Source organism: Streptomyces sp. WAC00040 (genome assembly GCF_056835925.1).
The window spans coordinates 426,961-444,933 of record NZ_JAKQZE010000003.1 but is presented as its reverse complement, the minus strand read 5'-3'; the positions used below and the strand labels follow the sequence as shown (position 1 = coordinate 444,933).

The 17,973-nt window shown below is 69.8% G+C and carries 12 protein-coding genes; 7 read left to right on the top strand and 5 right to left on the bottom strand.

The window, feature by feature from the left end; translation table 11 throughout:
- Positions 1–6: 6 nt before the first annotated feature.
- Positions 7–2,580, bottom strand: coding sequence for a DEAD/DEAH box helicase (locus MDN94_RS27365; RefSeq protein ID WP_482728569.1), 2,574 nt, complete (start codon positions 2,578–2,580; stop codon positions 7–9).
- Between the two features lie 71 nt (positions 2,581–2,651).
- Here MDN94_RS27365 and MDN94_RS27360 point away from each other — a divergent pair, with 71 nt between their 5' ends.
- Positions 2,652–3,443 (top strand): metal-dependent hydrolase, encoded by a 792-nt coding sequence (locus tag MDN94_RS27360; RefSeq protein WP_482728568.1) that lies wholly within the window; start codon positions 2,652–2,654, stop codon positions 3,441–3,443.
- A gap of 52 nt (positions 3,444–3,495) precedes the next feature.
- On the opposite strand, the gene MDN94_RS27355 is transcribed toward MDN94_RS27360, so the two are convergent.
- From MDN94_RS27355 to MDN94_RS27345, 3 genes are all read right to left on the bottom strand, one after another.
- Complete coding sequence (locus MDN94_RS27355; protein ID WP_482728567.1) at positions 3,496–5,277, bottom strand: ABC transporter ATP-binding protein; 1,782 nt, start codon at positions 5,275–5,277, stop codon at positions 3,496–3,498.
- Positions 5,274–7,097: an ABC transporter transmembrane domain-containing protein gene (locus MDN94_RS27350; protein ID WP_482728566.1), complete on the bottom strand. Its 1,824-nt coding sequence runs from the start codon at positions 7,095–7,097 to the stop codon at positions 5,274–5,276. Before MDN94_RS27350 ends, MDN94_RS27355 begins: the two co-directional genes overlap by 4 nt.
- Before the next feature lie 107 nt (positions 7,098–7,204).
- Positions 7,205–7,651 carry a MarR family winged helix-turn-helix transcriptional regulator gene (locus MDN94_RS27345; protein ID WP_482728565.1) on the bottom strand — a complete coding sequence of 149 codons (447 nt, stop codon included), beginning with the start codon at positions 7,649–7,651 and terminating at the stop codon, positions 7,205–7,207.
- Between the two features lie 87 nt (positions 7,652–7,738).
- Here MDN94_RS27345 and MDN94_RS27340 point away from each other — a divergent pair, with 87 nt between their 5' ends.
- The gene (locus MDN94_RS27340; protein ID WP_482728564.1) at positions 7,739–9,547 is read left to right on the top strand and encodes an ABC transporter ATP-binding protein; all 1,809 of its coding nucleotides are present in this window, start codon (positions 7,739–7,741) and stop codon (positions 9,545–9,547) included.
- A gap of 402 nt (positions 9,548–9,949) precedes the next feature.
- Here the strand turns inward: MDN94_RS27340 and MDN94_RS27335 are convergent, their stop codons facing one another.
- On the bottom strand, positions 9,950–10,738 hold the full coding sequence (locus tag MDN94_RS27335; RefSeq protein ID WP_482728563.1) for a TetR/AcrR family transcriptional regulator: 789 nt from the start codon (positions 10,736–10,738) through the stop codon (positions 9,950–9,952).
- A gap of 203 nt (positions 10,739–10,941) precedes the next feature.
- Here MDN94_RS27335 and MDN94_RS27330 point away from each other — a divergent pair, with 203 nt between their 5' ends.
- The 5 genes from MDN94_RS27330 to MDN94_RS27310 all read left to right on the top strand — a co-directional run bounded on the left by MDN94_RS27330 (position 10,942) and on the right by MDN94_RS27310 (position 17,953).
- Positions 10,942–12,810 (top strand): glycosyltransferase family 2 protein, encoded by a 1,869-nt coding sequence (locus tag MDN94_RS27330; RefSeq protein WP_482728562.1) that lies wholly within the window; start codon positions 10,942–10,944, stop codon positions 12,808–12,810.
- 51 nt (positions 12,811–12,861) lie between these two features.
- On the top strand, positions 12,862–13,890 hold the full coding sequence (galE, locus tag MDN94_RS27325; RefSeq protein WP_482728561.1) for a UDP-glucose 4-epimerase GalE: 1,029 nt from the start codon (positions 12,862–12,864) through the stop codon (positions 13,888–13,890).
- A gap of 34 nt (positions 13,891–13,924) precedes the next feature.
- Positions 13,925–15,253: a UDP-glucose dehydrogenase family protein gene (locus tag MDN94_RS27320; RefSeq protein WP_482728560.1), complete on the top strand. Its 1,329-nt coding sequence runs from the start codon at positions 13,925–13,927 to the stop codon at positions 15,251–15,253.
- Positions 15,254–15,275: 22 nt separating this feature from the next.
- On the top strand, positions 15,276–16,250 hold the full coding sequence (locus MDN94_RS27315) for a UDP-glucuronic acid decarboxylase family protein (RefSeq protein ID WP_482728559.1): 975 nt from the start codon (positions 15,276–15,278) through the stop codon (positions 16,248–16,250).
- A gap of 62 nt (positions 16,251–16,312) precedes the next feature.
- Complete coding sequence (locus tag MDN94_RS27310) at positions 16,313–17,953, top strand: right-handed parallel beta-helix repeat-containing protein (RefSeq protein WP_482728558.1); 1,641 nt, start codon at positions 16,313–16,315, stop codon at positions 17,951–17,953.
- The last annotated feature ends 20 nt before the right edge of the window (positions 17,954–17,973 follow it).

Sequence of the window (17,973 nt, the reverse complement as noted above, 5' to 3'; positions counted from 1 at the left end):
TCCCTGTCAGAGCCGACCGACGGACGTGACCCGCACGACCGCCCGGCCCTCCTCGTCGGAGGCCGCCAGATCGACCTCCGCGCTGATTCCCCAGTCATGGTCGCCGTTCGGGTCGGCGAAGGTCTGCCGCACGCGCCACAGGCCGTGTGCCGCGTCCTCCTCGATGGCCAGGAGCTTCGGGCCGCGGGCGTCCGGGCCGGTGCCCAGGTCGTCGTACTCGTCCCAGTACCCGTCCATCGCCTCGCCCCAGGCGTCGGCGTCCCAGCCCGACTCGGCGTCCATCTCGCCCAGTTCGCCGACCCGGTCCAAGGCGGCAAGTTCCACCCGGCGGAACAGCGCGTTGCGCACCAGCACCCGGAAGGCGCGGGCGTTCGCCGTGACCGGCTTGACCTGGTCGGCCTTCTCCTGCGCCTCCTCGGCCGTCTCCACCTCCGGATTGGCGAGCTGCTCCCACTCGTCCAGCAGGCTGGAGTCGACCTGGCGGACCATCTCGCCGAGCCAGGCGATCAGGTCCTCGAGGTCCTCCGTCTTCAGGTCGTCCGGGATGGTGTGGTCGAGGGCCTTGTACGCGCTCGCCAGGTAGCGCAGCACGATGCCCTCGGTGCGGGCCAGTTCGTACCAGGAGGTGAACTCGGTGAACGTCAGCGCCCGTTCGTACATGTCACGGATGACGGACTTCGGGGACACCGGGTGGTCGCCGACCCAGGGGTGCGACTTCTTGTAGACGTTGTAGGCGTGCCACAGGAGCTCCTCCAGCGGCTTCGGGTACGAGATCTCCTGGAGCCGCTCCATGCGCTCCTCGTACTCGATGCCGTCCGCCTTCATCTTGCCGACGGCCTCACCGCGCGCCTTGTTCTGCATGGCGGCGAGGATCTGACGCGGATCGTCCAGCGTCGACTCGACGACGGAGACCATGTCCAGCGCGTAGGACGGGGACTGAGGGTCGAGCAGGTCGAAGGCGGCGAGGGCGAAGGTCGACAGCGGCTGGTTCAGCGCGAAGTCCTGCTGGAGGTCGACGGTGAGGCGGACGGTTCGGCCCTCCGCGTCGGGAGTGTCCAGCTGTTCCACCACTCCGCCGTCGAGCAGCGAGCGATAGATGGCGATGGCCCGGCGGATGTGACGCAGCTGGGCCTTGCGCGGCTCGTGGTTGTCCTCGAGCAGCCGGCGCATGGCCACGAAGGCGTTGCCCGGCCGGGCGATCACCGAGAGGAGCATGATGTTGGTGACCCGGAAGCGGGACGTCAGCGGCTCGGGCTCGGACGCGATCAGCTTCTCGAACGTGCTGTCCGACCAGGCGACGAAGCCCTCAGGAGCCTTCTTCCTGACCACCTTGCGGCGCTTCTTGGGGTCGTCACCGGCCTTCGCGAGCGCCTTCTCGTTCTCGATGACGTGCTCCGGCGCCTGCGCGACGACGAGGCCCGCGGTGTCGAAGCCGGCCCGGCCCGCACGCCCGGCGATCTGGTGGAACTCACGCGCCCGCAGTGTCCGCACCCGGCTGCCGTCGTACTTGGTGAGCGCCGTGAACAGCACCGTGCGGATGGGGACGTTGACACCTACGCCGAGCGTGTCGGTGCCGCAGATGACCTTCAGCAGGCCGGCCTGCGCCAGCTTCTCCACCAGCCTCCGGTACTTGGGCAGCATGCCCGCGTGATGCACACCGATGCCGTGCCGGACATAACGGGACAGGTTCTTGCCGAACTTGGTGGTGAACCGGAAACTGCCGATCAGGTCGGCGATCTTGTCCTTCTCCTCGCGGGAGCACATGTTGATGCTCATCAGCGACTGGGCGCGCTCCACGGCCTGCGCCTGGGTGAAGTGGACGATGTAGACAGGAGCCTGCTTCGTCTCGAGCAGCTCGGTCAGCGTCTCCGTGATCGGCGTCAGCCGGTACTCGTACGACAGCGGAACGGGCCGGGTCGCCGACCGGACGACGCTGGTGGGGCGGCCGGTGCGGCGGGTCAGGTCCTTCTCGAACATCGAGACGTCACCGAGGGTCGCCGACATCAGCACGAACTGCGCCTGCGGCAGTTCCAGGATCGGGATCTGCCACGCCCAGCCGCGGTCCGGCTCGGCGTAGAAATGGAACTCGTCCATCACGACCTGGCCGACGTCGGCGTGCTTTCCGTCGCGGAGGGCGATCGAGGCCAGCACCTCCGCGGTGCAGCAGATGACCGGCGCGTCGGCGTTCACGGACGCGTCGCCGGTCAGCATGCCCACGTTCTCCGTGCCGAACAGCTTGCACAGGTCGAAGAACTTCTCCGAGACGAGGGCCTTGATCGGTGCGGTGTAGAACGTGACCTGGTCGTTCGCCAGTGCCGCGAAGTGCGCGGCCGCCGCGACCAGGCTCTTCCCCGAGCCGGTCGGCGTCGAAAGGATCACGTTCGCCCCGGAGACCACCTCGATCAGCGCCTCCTCCTGAGCCGGATAGAGCGTGATGCCCTGGCCCTCCGCCCAGGAGGAGAAGGCTTCGTACAGGGCATCGGGGTCGGCGTCTGAAGGCAGCTGATCGATAAGGGTCACACCCCCATCTTGCCTGTCCCCGGGCCGGATCAGGGAACCGGCCGTGAGCGGCAAGATCATGACCGATACGCTGCCCTGTCAACTGGGGTCACGCACACGAGCGATGGGGCGACGATGGGGCGGGAACGCACATGATGGGGCCGGCGCACTCTCTGTCCGGGGCGGCCGCCTGGCTGGGGGTGGGAGCGGCTACGGCCGCCACGGGCCACCCCATGCCGTGGCCCGTCCTCGTCGTCGGAGCGCTGATCTGCGCGGGTGCGGCGCTGGCGCCCGACCTGGATCACAAGGCGGCGACGATCTCGCGGGCCTTCGGGCCCGTGTCACGCGGCCTGTGCGAGATCGTCGACAAGCTGTCGTACGCCGTCTACAAAGCCACGCGGAAACAAGGCGACAAGCGCAGGACCGGCGGGCACCGGACGCTGACGCACACCTGGCTGTGGGCGGTGCTCATCGGCTCGGGCGCCTCCGCGCTGGCGATCTTCGGCGGCCGGTGGGCCGTCCTCGCGATTCTGTTCGTCCACATGGTGCTGGCCGTGGAAGGCCTGCTGTGGCGCGCCGCCCGGGTCTCCAGCGACATCCTGGTCTGGCTGCTGGGCGCCACCAGCGCGTGGATCCTCGCGGGCGTCCTCGACAAGCCCGGCAACGGCGCGGACTGGCTGTTCACCGCGCCGGGCCAGGAATATTTGTGGCTGGGCCTGCCGATCGTTCTCGGGGCCCTCGTCCACGACATCGGCGACGCCCTCACCGTCTCCGGCTGCCCGATCCTGTGGCCGATCCCGATCGGCAACAAGCGCTGGTACGCCGTGGGGCCCCCGAAGCCGATGCGCTTCCGGGCCGGGAGCTGGGTCGAGCTGAAGGTGCTGATGCCGGCGTTCATGCTGCTGGGCGGCGTGGGCGGGGCCGCCGCGCTGAACTTCATCTGACGAGCCCGGAGCCCGGCCCCCGCTCGGTACGGGCAGGGGCCGGGCTCCGGGGTCACCCGTGCCAGGAGCGCCAGAGCGCCGCGTACGCGCCGTCCGCCGATACGAGCTCGTCGTGACTGCCGAGCTCGCTGATGCGGCCCTCCTCGACCACCGCGATCACGTCCGCGTCGTGCGCGGTGTGCAGCCGGTGCGCGATGGCGACGACCGTGCGGCCGTCAAGGACGCGGGACAGCGAGCGCTCCAGGTGGCGGGCCGCCCGCGGGTCCAGCAGCGAGGTGGCCTCGTCCAGCACAAGTGTGTGCGGGTCCGCGAGAACGAGGCGGGCGAGCGCGATCTGCTGGGCCTGGGCCGGGGTCAGCGAGAGGCCGCCGGAGCCGACCTCCGTGTCCAGACCGTCGTCCAGCGCCCGCGCCCAGCCGTCCGCGTCCACCGCGCCGAGAGCGGCCCACAACTCCGCGTCCCCGGCGGAGGAGCGGGCGAGGAGCAGGTTGTCCCGCAGCGAGCCGACGAAGACGTGGTGCTCCTGGTTGACGAGCGCCACGTGCTCCCGCACCCGCTCGGCCGGCATACCCGACAACTCCGCCGCGCCCAGCGTGACATGGCCGCTGCGCGGCGCGTAGATCCCCGCGAGCAGCCGGCCCAGGGTCGACTTGCCGGCGCCCGACGGGCCGACCAGCGCCATCCGGGTGCCGGGCGGCACCTCCATCGAGACCCTGTGCAGCACGTCGACGCCCTCGCGGTAGCCGAAGTGGACGCGGTCGGCGCGGACGTCCCGGCCGTCGGGCCGCAACCGTTCGTCGCCCGCCTCCGGTTCGATCTCCCGAACGCCCACCAGCCGCGCCAGGGACACCTGAGCCACCTGGAGCTCGTCGTACCAGCGCAGGACGAGGTTCACCGGGTCGACCATCATCTGGGCGATCAGCGCGCCGGTGGTCAGCTGGCCGATGCCGATCCAGCCCTGCAGTACGAACACGCCGCCGATCATCAGCACGGAGGTGAGCACGGTCGCGTGGGTGAAACTGATGACGGGGAAGAGGACGGAGCGCAGGTAGAGGGTGTGCCGCTCCCAGGACGTCCACTCCTTGATCCGCCGGTCGGAGAGAGCCACCCGGCGCGCCCCGAGCCGGTGCGACTCCACGGTGCGGCCGGCGTCGACGGTCTCCGCGAGCACGGCCGCCACGGCCGCGTACCCGGCGGCCTCTGAGCGGTACGCCGACGGCGCGCGCTTGAAGTACCAGCGGCATCCGCCGACCAGCAGCGGCACCGCCAGCAGCACGGCGGGCGCGAGCGGCGGCGCCGTCACGGTGAGCCCGCCGAGGAGCAGCACGATCCAGAAGACCCCGATCGTCAGCTGCGGCACGGCCTCACGCATGGCGTTGGCCAGGCGGTCGACGTCCGTGGTGATACGGGACAGCAGATCACCTGTCCCGGCGCGTTCGAGCACGCCCGGAGGGAGTCCGACGGAGCGGACGAGGAAGTCCTCGCGCAGATCGGCGAGCATCCGTTCACCCAGCATCGCCCCGCGCAGCCGCACCAGCCGGACGAAGACCGCCTGGACGACGAGGGCGGCCGCGAACAGTGCGGCGGTGCGTTCCAGGTGCAGGTCGCGCGCTCCGTCCGCCGCCTTCTCCACGAGCGACCCGAGGAGCCACGGACCGGCCATCGAGGCGACGACGGCGACCGTGTTGACGGTGACGAGGAGCGCGAAGGCGCCCCGGTGCCGCCGCAGCAGCTCGCTCACGTACGCGCGCACGGTGGCCGGTGTGCCCACCGGCAGGGTGGTCGCCCTGCGGAGGGCCGCCGGGTCGTACTCCGGTGGCCGCAGGCCGATCATGCCGTCTCCTCGATGTCTTCGGTGCCGGCCTTCGTGAGCTGTGCCTCGACCGGGCCGCGCGGGGCCGCGACGAGGCGCTGCTCCGTGTCGGTCTCGCGGGTCACGACCGCGCGGTAGCGGGGCTCCGCGCGGAGCAGTTCGCGGTGCGTGCCGACCGCCACGACCGTGCTCTCGTGGACCAGGGCGACCCGCTCGGCGCGGTCGAGCAGCAGCGGTGAGGACGTGAACAGGACCGTCGTGCGGCCCGAGCGCAGCTTGCGTACGCCGTCCGCGATCCGTGCCTCCGTGTGCGAGTCGACGGCCGATGTCGGCTCGTCGAGGACCAGCACCTCGGGGTCGGTGACCAGCGAACGCGCCAGCGCGAGCCGCTGCCGCTGGCCGCCGGACAGGGAGCGCCCGCGTTCGGTGATGGGCGCCGTCATCGGGTCGTCGGCGAGGGACGCCTGCGCCAGCGCGTCGAGCACGTCGCCGCACTCCGCCGCGGCCAGCGCCCGCTCCACGGCGACATCCCCGGACGCCGGTACGTCGAGCAGTTCGGTGAGGGTGCCCGAGAGCAGCACCGGGTCCTTGTCCTGGACGAGCACCGCGCCGCGTGCCTCTTCGAGCGGCCGGCCGTCCAGCGCGACGCCGCCGAGCAGTACGGAGGGCAGGCCGTCCGGTTCCGCCGGGTGCCCGCCGAGCCGTTCGGCGAGCAGTCCCGCCGCGTCCGGGTCGCCGCAGACGACGGCGGTGAGCGTTCCGGCCGGGGCGAGCAGGCCGGTGGCCGGGTCGTACAGATCGCCGGTCAGCTCGCGTGCGTCGTCCGCGGGGGTGGCCTGCCGGGCGCTCCGCTCGAGGGACAGCACCCGTGCCGCGCGGCGCGCGGAGGGCCGGGAGAAGGAGTACGCCATGGCGATCTCCTCGAAGTGCCGGAGCGGGTAGCTCAGCAGCATCACCGCGCTGTACACGGTGACCAGTTCGCCCACGGCGATCCGGCCGTCCCCGACGAGACCGAGGCCGTACCAGACGACCGAGATCAGCAGCAGGCCCGGCAGCAGCACCTGCACGGCGGAGATGGCCGACCACATACGGGCGCTGCGGACGGCGGCGGTGCGGACCTCCTGGGAGGCGTGCCGGTAGCGCTTCAGGAAGAGCTCCTCGCCGCCGATGCCGCGGAGCACGCGCAGGCCGGCGACCGTGTCGGAGGCGAGCTCCGTGGCGCGGCCCGCCTTCTCCCTCTGCACGTCCGCGAGGCGGGTGGCCCGGGGGAGCAGCGGCAGGACGCCGAGGGCCAGCACCGGCACGCCGACGGCCACGAGGACCCCGAGGGCCGGCTGGTAGATCAGCAGGCCGACGCAGACCAGCACGACGGTGAGGGCGGCGGCGAGGAAACGGGAGACCGCTTCGACGAACCAGCCGATCTTCTCGACGTCGCCGGTGGAAACGGCGACCACTTCCCCGGCCGCGACCCGCCGGGTGAGCGCGGAGCCCAGTTCGGAGGTCTTGCGGATCAGGAGCTGCTGGACGCGCGCCGCGGCGGTGATCCAGTTGGTGACGGCCGTGCGGTGCAGCATGGTGTCTCCGACGGCGATGCCGACGGCGGAGACGGCGAGCAGCGCGCCCGCCAGGGCGAGGGAGCTTCCCGACTTCTCCACGACCGCCTGGACGGCCCTGCCGACCCCGTAGGGAAGCGCCATGACGGACACGAAGTGCAGCAGTCCCCACGACAGGGAGCGGAGTTGGCCGCGCAGCTGCCGGCGTCCGAGCCAGATAAGGAATCCCGGCCCCGACCGGACGTCCGGCAGACCAGGATCGACATACGGAAGGTCGCGAATCTGCATGATGTCCCAGATCGTTCGGAAGGTCGGCACAGATCTGCCAGCGTCCCGCCCCGGGACGGGCGGCAGCAACCGATTTATCCCGGTCTCCGGGCTCCGCTGCCGGTGGGTCAGCAGCGCGGTCCGGGGCTGTCGACCAGGGCGGACAGCAGGCCGGCGAGGGTTTCACGCTGCTCCGTGGTGAGGGGGGCGAGCACGTCCTCCGCCGCCGCGCGGCGCGCGTCGCGCAGGGCGCGCAGCGTGGCGCGGCCCGTGTCGGTCAACTCGATCCGGGTGACACGGCGGTTGGCCGGGTCGGGCACCCGGCGGACCCGGCCGCCGGCCTCGAGCCCGTCGACCAGACTCGTGACAGCGCGGGGGACCACCTCGAGACGCTCCGCCAGATCCGCCATTCGGGGCGGCTCTTCGTAGTGGGCCACGGTGCGCAGCAGCCGCGACTGGGCGGGCGTGATCGCTATGTCCGCCGACTGGAGCTGGCGCTTCTGGCTGCGGTGGAGCCGGCGGGTCAGCCGGAGCAACTGCTCGGCGAGCAGGCCGTCGGCGTCGGGGGTGCTCATGCCGGGAACAGTATCAGGACCTTGTTCATTGTGAGTATAGGTAACAATGAGCTAGGCTTTTCACCGCATCCCTGCCTGAGGAGACCATTGCGGCCCGAACACACCACCTGGACCCCACCGCCCAAGGACCCGGACCAACCACCTGCCGAGGTGCGCCGGATCCTGCGGCTCTTCCGGCCCTACCGCGGCCGGCTCGCCGCCGTGGGCCTGCTCGTCGGCGCCTCGTCGCTGGTGTCCGTCGCCTCGCCGTTCCTGCTGCGCGAGATCCTCGACACCGCGATCCCGCAGGGCCGCACCGGGCTGCTCAGCCTGCTCGCCCTCGGCATGATCGCCACCGCCGTGATCACCAGCGTCTTCGGTGTGCTCCAGACGCTGATCTCCACCACGGTGGGCCAGCAGGTGATGCACGATCTGCGTACCGGGGTCTACGCGCAGTTGCAGCGGATGCCGCTCGCCTTCTTCACCAGGACCCGCACCGGCGAGGTCCAGTCGCGCATCGCCAACGACATCGGCGGCATGCAGGCCACCGTGACGTCGACGGCCACCTCCCTGGTCTCCAACCTCACCGCGGTCGTCGCCAGCGTCGTCGCCATGCTCGCCCTGGACTGGCGGCTCACCGTCGTCTCCCTCGTCCTGCTGCCGCTGTTCGTCTGGATCAGCCGCCGGGTCGGCCGCGAGCGCAAGAAGATCACCACCCAACGGCAGAAGCAGATGGCCGCGATGGCCGCCACGGTCACCGAGTCCCTGTCCGTCAGCGGCATCCTCCTCGGCCGCACCATGGGCAGGGCCGACTCCCTCACCAGGTCCTTCGCCGAGGAGTCGGAGCGCCTGGTCGACCTCGAGGTGCGCTCGAGCATGGCCGGCCGCTGGCGGATGTCGACCATAGGAATCGTCATGGCGGCCATGCCCGCCCTCATCTACTGGGCCGCGGGGTTCACGCTCAAGTCCGGTGGTCCCGCGATCTCCATCGGCACGCTCGTCGCCTTCGTCTCCCTCCAGCAGGGGCTCTTCAGGCCCGCGGTGAGCCTGCTCTCCACCGGGGTACAGATGCAGACCTCACTCGCCCTCTTCCAACGGATCTTCGAGTATCTTGATCTTCCGGTCGAGATCACCGAGCCCGCCAAGCCCGTGTCGCTCGACAAGGTGCGGGGCGAAATCCGTTTCGAGAAGGTCGAGTTCGCCTACGACCAGGCTCAGGAGCGGCCGACGCTCGACGCCATCGACCTCACTGTCCCTGCCGGCGGCTCGCTCGCGGTCGTCGGCCCGACCGGCTCCGGCAAGTCCACGCTCAGCTATCTCGTTCCCCGGCTGTACGACGTCACCGGCGGCCGGGTCACCATCGACGGCGTCGACGTACGGGACCTGGACTTCGGGACCCTCGCGCGGGCCGTGGGAGTCGTCTCCCAGGAGACGTACCTCTTCCACGCCTCCGTCGCCGACAATCTGCGCTTCGCCAAGCCGGACGCCACGCCCGAAGAGCTCGAGGCCGCCGCCCGCGCCGCGCAGATCCACGAACACATCGCCTCCCTGCCGGACGGCTACGACACCCTGGTCGGCGAGCGAGGCTACCGCTTCTCCGGCGGCGAGAAGCAGCGGCTCGCCCTCGCCCGCACCATCCTGCGCGACCCGCCGGTCCTGGTTCTCGACGAGGCGACCAGCGCCCTCGACACACGTACCGAGCACGCGGTGCAGCAGGCCATCGAGTCCTTGTCCCGTGGCCGGACCACCATCACCATCGCCCACCGGCTCTCCACGGTCAGGGACGCGGACCAGATCGTCGTGCTCGACGCCGGCCGCGTGGCCGAGTGCGGCACCCATCAGGAGCTCCTCGAACAGGGTGGCCGCTATGCCGCGCTGGTGCACCGCGACGCACAACTGACCCCCGCTGCCTCTTGAGCGCGGGCGGGCTCGTGTCCGCCGGGGTCGCACACGCCCGCCCGCCGATGCGGCGGCGCATTGCCCAGTCCGCCTCCACCGCCTCACAGGCCCTGCCGGACTGGTCCGGATTGCTCACCAGCCTGCCGACCCACCGCTGCCGCCACGGCTGCTCCTGCCGCAGCGCCGGCCCGGCATCCGGGCCCGGGACCTCGTCGCCCGGTGCGGGGGCAGCCCCGCACCAACGAGTACGCGGCGAAAGCCGCCGGGCCCTCTTTCGCCGCGACGCCGACACCGCCCGAGAAGCGGAAGACCGCACCACCGGGCAGACCGCGCCCCGCGCCCAGGAGCCCGGACAGTCGCGGCCGACGTCGGGGTGACCGACGTGATGCGCGAGTCCTCCGTACCGTTCGTCAGTCCTGATCACCGCGGTGGCCCATGCCCGGACCCGCCGGCGGCAGGCGGGTCACCGCCGCTCGGAACACGGCTGTCGAGGAGGGCATCCAGCCCTGCGGCGAGCCCCTCCGGCCCCTCGCGTTCGGCGAGGTCGGCGGTGGCGGCGCGGAGGCGGGGAAGTTCCTGTGCCGGCATCCGGTGCAGGCCGAGTCGGAACGCCGGATCGGACTCCTCCGGAGCGTCCACCATGGCTCGGAGTTCGACGAAGACATAGCCGAGCAGCCACGCGGTGTACGCCCGATGGGCTCTTGCCGCGGCGGCGTCATCCAGACCCGCCTGTTGCAGGAGGACCAGGACCCGCTCGTGGTCCCGGAGTACGGCCGGGGAACGGCGTGCGAGGGGGACGGCCAGCATCCGGGTCGCCAGCAGCGGCACTGCGTGGGGATGACGCAGGGCGACCAAGTAGGTCTGGCGTGCGACGTGGTGGAGTTCCGCGCGCCATGCAGGAGACGGTCGCGAGGCGTTCGCCGGCGGCGCTCCTGCGTCGTGGGGCCCAGTGGCCAGCGTGTCCTCCAGCTCCAGATACAGAGCCTCGACCAGGCCGTCCAGCAGGGCTTCCTTGCCCGCCGCGTACCGGTACAGAGCCATGGCCTCCACGCCCAGCTCGGCGCCCAGTCGCCGCATGCTCAGCGCCCCGAGCCCCTCGCGATCGACCACTTGCAGAGCGGTGGCAAGGACCCGTTCCCGGTTCAGTCGCCCGTAGCGGCCCTTGTCGCCGGCGCGACGGCCCGCACCCTGCCCGGTCTCCCTGGTCATGCGTCGCCTCCGATGGCGGAACGAGCCTTCCGGTCCTTCCTCTTGACCATATGCCCCGATGGGTGGAATGTGTACGTATACGCCGTAAATATACGGCCTACGGATACAAGGTCCCGAGCGCGAGGATCCCCGCAGTGGAAGCTGCGGCCGTGAGTCCAGCGCGGGCCTGCACCTCAGTACGCACGCCACTACGGAGCGTTGCCATGTCTACCAGGCGGCTCGCGATCTCCCACGACACCGGTGACGGCAGGGCCCTGTCCGATGCGGGCAGCGGGACGTCGCTGGAGGAGCAGATCCGGACGCTGTCCGGCGGACGTGTCGCACGGATCACGGCGGAAGGCCCCGTCTTCAGGCGGCGACCGCCCACCCGGTCCATACGCCCCGACACCTTCGTGCGCGTGCTGTCCGGCAGGGACCAGGCCGTGGTCATCGGTCTCGCCATCAGCTGGACGCTGGCCTTCGCCTGGTTCTGGATGTGGTGGCTGAGGCCGGAGCACCGGGTCGGATGGGCCGGGCTGATCGTCAACAGCCTCCTGCTCCTGTACCTGACGGCACTCCCCTTCTACTTCCTGTACACCGTCAACAGGCTGAAGCGGGTGAACCCCTCGCTGGAGGTTCCCGCCCTGCCGGTCGCCTTCGTGGTGACCCGGGCGCCCTCGGAGCAGTGGTGCACGGTCCGCAAGACGCTCGAAGCCATGACGGTTCAGGTCTTCCCCCACCCCTACGACGTCTGGCTGTGCGACGAGGACCCGAGCGAGGAGATCTTCCAGTGGTGCCGTCGCCACGGCGTCCATGTGTCGTGCCGCCGGGGCGTCCTGGCGTACCACCGGACCACCTGGCCCCGGCGTACCCGCTGCAAGGAAGGCAACCTCGCCTTCTTCTATGACCGTTGGGGTTACCGCGACTACGCGGTCGTCTCCCAGCTCGATTGCGACCATGTTCCGTCCCCCACCTACCTGGCCGAAATGGTGAGGCCGTTCGCCGACCCGGCCATCGGGTACGTGGCCGCTCCGAGCGTCTGCGACGTCAACGCCGCCCAGTCATGGTCCGCGCGGGGCCGACTGTACCGGGAGGCCGTCTGGCACGGGGCCGTACAGCTCGGCCACAGCAACGGACTCGCACCGATGTGCATCGGCTCGCACTACGCGGTCCGCACCGCCGCGCTGCGCGACATCGGGGGGCTCGGACCGGAGCTGGCAGAGGATTTCTCCACGACGATGCTTCTCAACTCAGCAGGATGGCAAGGGGCATTCGCGATTGACGCCGAGGCACATGGTGACGGGCCGCTCACCTTCGCCGACATGGTCACGCAGGAATACCAGTGGTCGCGCAGCCTCACCACGATGCTGTTCAGCCTCATCTGGCACCACCTGGGCCGTATGCCCTTCCTGTGCCGTCTGCGTTTCGCCTACGCGCTGGCCTATTACCCGCTGCTCGCGCTGACCGTTCTGGCCGGCATGTCACTGCCGCCGATCGCGGTGCTCACCGGGCTGCCCTGGATGAACGTCAACTACTTCGACTTCCTGCTCCACTTCTTGTTCATGCCCCTCTGGGTCCTGCTGGCCCTGTTCCTCATGCGGCGGTGCGGACTGCTGCGTCCGCCCTCCGCCCCGGTCATCAGCTGGGAGATCTGGCTGTTCGCCCTCGCCCGCTGGCCCTACATCGTGTGGGGCGTCCTGGGAGCGGCGCGCCAGCGGATGCACCCCCGGCCGGTGGTCTTCAAGGTCACGCCCAAGCAACGCAGCGGCCTGGAACCCCTGCTGACCCGCCTGGTGCTGCCGTTCGCCGTCCTGGCTGTGTCCCTGGCCGGTGTCAGCCTGTTCGGGGAGCTGACGCGTCCCGCGGTGGGCTACGTCTTCCTGTCCCTGCTCGGCGCCGTGACCTACGGTGTGGTCGCCCTGGCCGTGCCCCTGCTGCACGTGCGCGAGACGTCCCGCGCGGCGGGCACAAGCTTCCGTGCCGCCCTCGCCACAGCGAAAACATCGCTGCTCGTCGGTGTCGCCTCCGTCGTTCCCCCCATCTTGGCCATCACGTTCTTCCCCGCCTACGCGGCCGCTGTTCTCGGCTGGTGAGCCCCGGTGCCCGCAGTCAACCATCCCCTCGACCTTGCGAAGGAGAAGCCCGTGCCAGCTCCGTCAACCATCCTGATCACCGGTGGAGCAGGCTTCATCGGCAGCCACACCTGTGTCGAACTGCTCGATCACGGCTACGCCCTGGTGGTCGTCGACAACTACTCCAACAGCTCGCCCCACGTCTTCTCCCGCGTGCAGAAGGTCGCCGACCGCCATCTGAGCGCCGTCTACCGGCTGGATCTGCGCAACAGGCGCGCCCTCGCGGACGTGTTCGACCACCATTCCGTGGACGCGGTGGTGCACTTCGCCGGGAAGAAGGCCGTCGGTGAGTCGATGCGGAAGCCGATCGAGTACTACGACACCAACATCGGTGGTACGACAGCCTTGCTGGGAGCCATGGACGATCACGGGGTCCACCAGTTGGTGTTCTCCTCGTCCTGCTCCATCTACGGTGAGAGTGACAAGGTCCCGCTGAGCGAGCAGGATCCGGCCCGGCCCACGAACCCCTACGCCGCGTCGAAATGGGCGTGTGAGCAGATACTCGCCGACGTATGCCGGCTCCGTCCGGAATTCAGCGTGCTGTCCCTGCGCTATTTCAACCCCGTGGGCGCACATCCCAGCGGCCTGCTCGGCGAGTCGCCCCGTGGCGGCGACCTCAACCTGATGCCTCGCCTGGCCCAGGTCGCCGACGGCGAGCGCGGGAGCGTCACAGTGTACGGCGGCGACTACGCCACCCCGGACGGCACCGGGGTCCGTGACTACATCCATGTCATGGATGTCGCCGAGGCCCATCGGGTGGCGCTGGAGCATCTCGACGACGCACCCGGAATGCGAGTGTTCAACCTCGGCGTCGGATCGGGCACTTCGGTCCTGGAACTGCTGGCCGCCTTCGGTGAGGCCAGCGGCAGGGAGATGCCGTACACCGTCGAGGACCGCCGTCCGGGCGACGTGAGCGAACTCGTCGCCGATCCCCGCGTGATCGCACACGAATGGGGCTGGAGCCCGACCCGCGATCTCGCCGCGATGTGCCGGGACGCGTGGCGGTTCCGGCAACTCAACCCCCTCGGCTACGCGGACTGACCTGTCCGAGCCGTTTCAACCAAGGAGAACGACAATGCGGATGACAGTCATCGGCACCGGATACGTCGGAGTGGTCCATGCCGCGTGCATGGCGGACATCGGCCACGAGGTCCTCGGCGTGGACATCGACGAAGAGCGGATCGCGGCCCTGAGGGCGGGGAGGGCCCCGATCTACGAGTCCGGCCTGAACGAAATCCTCGCCCGAACCGTCAGGGCGGGACGGTTGCGCTTCTCCACCTCCATGACCGAGGCCGCCAGGTTCGCGCGTCTGCACTTCGTGTGCGTGGGAACCCCGCAGGTGCCCGGCGGTGAAGCGGCCGACGTCAGCCATGTCGATGCCGTCGTCGACAGCATGGCACCGCATTTGCAGCCCGGCAGCCTGATCGTCGGCAAGTCCACGGTGCCTGTCGGCACAACGGCCCGCCTGGGCGCCCGCCTGCGGGCCGTCGCACCGCACAGTGAGATCGCCTGGAACCCCGAGTTCCTGCGCGAGGGTTTCGCCGTGTCCGACACCAGGCGTCCCGAACGGATCGTCGTGGGCGTCGAGTCGCGGCAGGCCGAGGCGACACTTCGGGAGATCTACGAGCCCATGCTGATCGGCGGCGTCCCCTTCTTCAGCACCGACCCCGCCACCGCCGAACTCGTCAAGGTGGCGTCGAACGCCTTCCTCGCCACCAAGATCTCGTTCATCAACGCCATGGCGGAGGTGTGCGACGCCGCAGGTGCCGACGTGCTGACGCTGGCGGAGGCCGTCGGCGAGGACTCGCGCATCGGACACCGGTTCCTGCAACCCGGCCTGGGCTTCGGCGGCAGTTGCTTCCCCAAGGACATCCGTGCTTTCGCGGCGCGCGCCGAAGAACTGGGGGCCGGCGAGGCGATCGCCTTCCTCCACCAGGTCGACGAGATCAACACCCGGCAGCGGCGCCGCACGGTCGACCTGGCACGGCAAATGGTGGGTGGCTCCTTCGCCGGCCGGCGCATCGCGGGCCTGGGAGCGGCCTTCAAACCCGAAAGCGACGACGTGCGGGACTCGCCCGCCCTGGACGTCGCTTCGGCGATCCGCAGTGAGGGCGCCGAGGTCCGGGTGCACGATCCGGAAGCCCTCGACAACGCCCGGCACAGGTTCCCTGGGCTGCAGTACACCCTCGAAGTGCCCAAGGCGTGCGAGGACGCGGATCTCGTCCTGCATCTGACGGCATGGCCCGAGTACCGGCAGCTCTCTCCCGCCGAGCTCGGTTCTGTGGTGCGCAGCCGGCAGATCCTCGATGCGCGAGACACCCTGGACGCCGCCTCCTGGCAGTCGGCGGGCTGGACGCTGAGCGCGCTCGGCCGTCCCCGGATCAACGGCGCGTACGCCGCCTGAACGCGAGAACTTGGGAGGAATCATGCATGTTTTGGTCACCGGCGGGGGCGGCTTTCTCGGGTCACACCTGTGCGACGCCCTGCTGTGCAGAGGAGACCGCGTCCTGTGCGTGGACGACTTCTCGACCGGTGAATGGGAGAACACGGCGCATCTGCACGGGCACCCCGGCTTCACGCTCATCCGCGCCGACGTCTCCGCCGCATTCGATGTTCCGGGGCCGGTGGACGCCGTGGCGCACCTCGCCAGCCCCGCCTCGCCCCCCGACTACCATCGCCGCCCCCTGGAGACACTGGCCGTGGGCAGCAGGGGAACGGAGAACGCCTTGCGATTGGCGGTCAGTCACGGGGCACGTTTCGTCCTCGCCTCGACCAGTGAGGTGTACGGCGACCCGGTGGTGCACCCCCAGCGCGAGGACTACTGGGGGAATGTCAATCCGGTGGGGCCGCGCAGCGTGTACGACGAGGCCAAGCGGTTCGCCGAAGCGCTGTCCATGGCGTACCGGCGCAGCCTGGCCGCGAACGTCGGCATACTGCGGATCTTCAACACCTACGGACCGAGGATGCGTCCCTATGACGGTCGGGTGGTGTCGACCTTCATCCGGCAGGCTCTGACGGGGGAACCGCTCACCATCTACGGGGACGGGAGCCAGACACGCAGTTTCTGCTACGTGGACGACCTGGTCCGGGGCATCATCGCCATGATCGACTCTGATCTCCCCGGGCCTTTGAACCTGGGCAATCCCAGCGAGCGGACGGTGCGGGAACTCGCGGAACTGGTGCGCGAGACGACCGGATCGGCGTCGGGACTGGAGTTCCGCCCACTGCCCGTGGACGACCCTGTCCGGCGGCGTCCCGTGATCACGCGGGCGCAGCATGATCTCGGCTGGTTCCCTCAGGTGACCATCGAGGAGGGGCTGCGGCACACCGTGGGCTGGTTCATGTCCAGGCGCAGTCCCCTCCTGGCGGGGCGAACCGCCAAGGAGTCCGTGAGGGGCTGATCGGAATGCCAGGCCACTCCGCACGCCTCCTGGGGCACAACCGTGCGTGCGGCCTCGCCGCCGTGTCGGCGGCGGTGACGGCTGTTCTCGTCGCAGGTTGCGCCGCGACTCCGCATTACACACCCTCCCGCACCTATTACGTGAGTCCGGAAGGCGACGACGACAATGACGGCCGGTCCCCGGGCCAGGCGTGGCGTTCGCTCGAGCGAGCGGACGCAAGGGCCTTCGAGCCCGGCGACCGGCTGCTGCTTCGGGGAGACGGCCGTTTCCAGGGCTCGCTCAAGCTGGGCGAGGGCGAGGCGGGCCGGGCGGACGAGCCCGTGGTCGTGGGGAGCTACGGCGGCGGCAGGGCCACGATCGTTGCGGACAACGCCCCGGGCATCAGCATCCACAACACCGCCGGTGTCGAAGTCCGCAAGTTGGCCATCGTCGGAGGGAACGGCGCCTATGCCGGTCAGGGCGGCATTCATGTCTACAGCGACAGGCCCGACGGCAAGGAGCTGCGGCACGTATCGGTTGCCGGCGTGGAGATTTCCGGTTTCCGCATCGGCATTCAGATCGGCAGTGCCAGTTTGTCGAGCGGTTTCCGTGAGGTGCGGATCAAGGACTCCGTCATGCGGGACAACAAGGATATCGGGCTCCTGACATACGGCCCGGCGACCCGTGAAGAGGCCCCTCTCGGATATGCCCACGAGGATGTGGTGGTTTCGGGAGTCGAGGCGCACCACAACGCGGGTGACCCCCATGCCGACGATCGACACACCGGGAACGGCATCATCCTCGGCAGTGTCCGGGGCGGTCGGATACAGGGCTCTAGTGCTCACGACAACGGGACCCGCGCCTCGGCCGCAGCCGGCGAGGGGCCGATCGGTATCTGGAGCTACGACTCCACCGGCCTTCTCGTGGAACACAACCGCAGTTACCGCAATCACACGGGGTCGCGGGTCGACGGAGCGGGCTTCGGGCTCGACTCGAACGTTTCACGTTCGACCGTTCAATACAATCTGGCATTCGGTAACGACGGTCCGGGATTCCATGCGTACACCAGCAAGAAGAACGACGCCCACAACGGCAACGTGTTCCGTTTCAATATCAGCAGCAATGACGGACGCAAATGGCCGGAGAAAGGCGGAATGCATGTGCACGGCACCGTGATGCACAGCCTCCAGGTGTACAACAACACCGTGGTGATGACGGATACGGTGCGGCCCGGACCCGCGGTACGACTGACCGTCGAGGGACGGAACATGACTTTCCGTAACAACATTCTGGTCACGGACGGTCCACCGCTCGTTGTGGCGGACAAGGCGTTCCCGAGCGGACAGGCCCTGTGGCAGGGGAACGACTACTACAGCACCGCCGGCCGCGGGACCTTGCAGTGGGGTGGCAAGACCTACTCCGGTCTCGCGGAATGGCGGTCCGCCACCGGTCAGGAGACGACAGACGGGCGCGGAACAGGCTTCGAGGCCGACCCCTGCTTCAGAGGAGGGGAGGCGCCCGTCGTCAAGAAGGCGAGCGACGCCCCACTCCTGGCGCCCGTGTGCAACACGTTGGCGGACAAGGGCCTCGACCTGCGCGCTCTGTTCGGGACCGATGTGGGCAGGCAGGACTACTTCGGCGAGTCGCTTGGGCGGACATCGCCGGTCGGAGCCGCCCTGACGGAGAGCGACGGACCGGGCCGCGCCGACGGGCGGGCCCCATGACCGCGCTGCCGGGGGTGCGG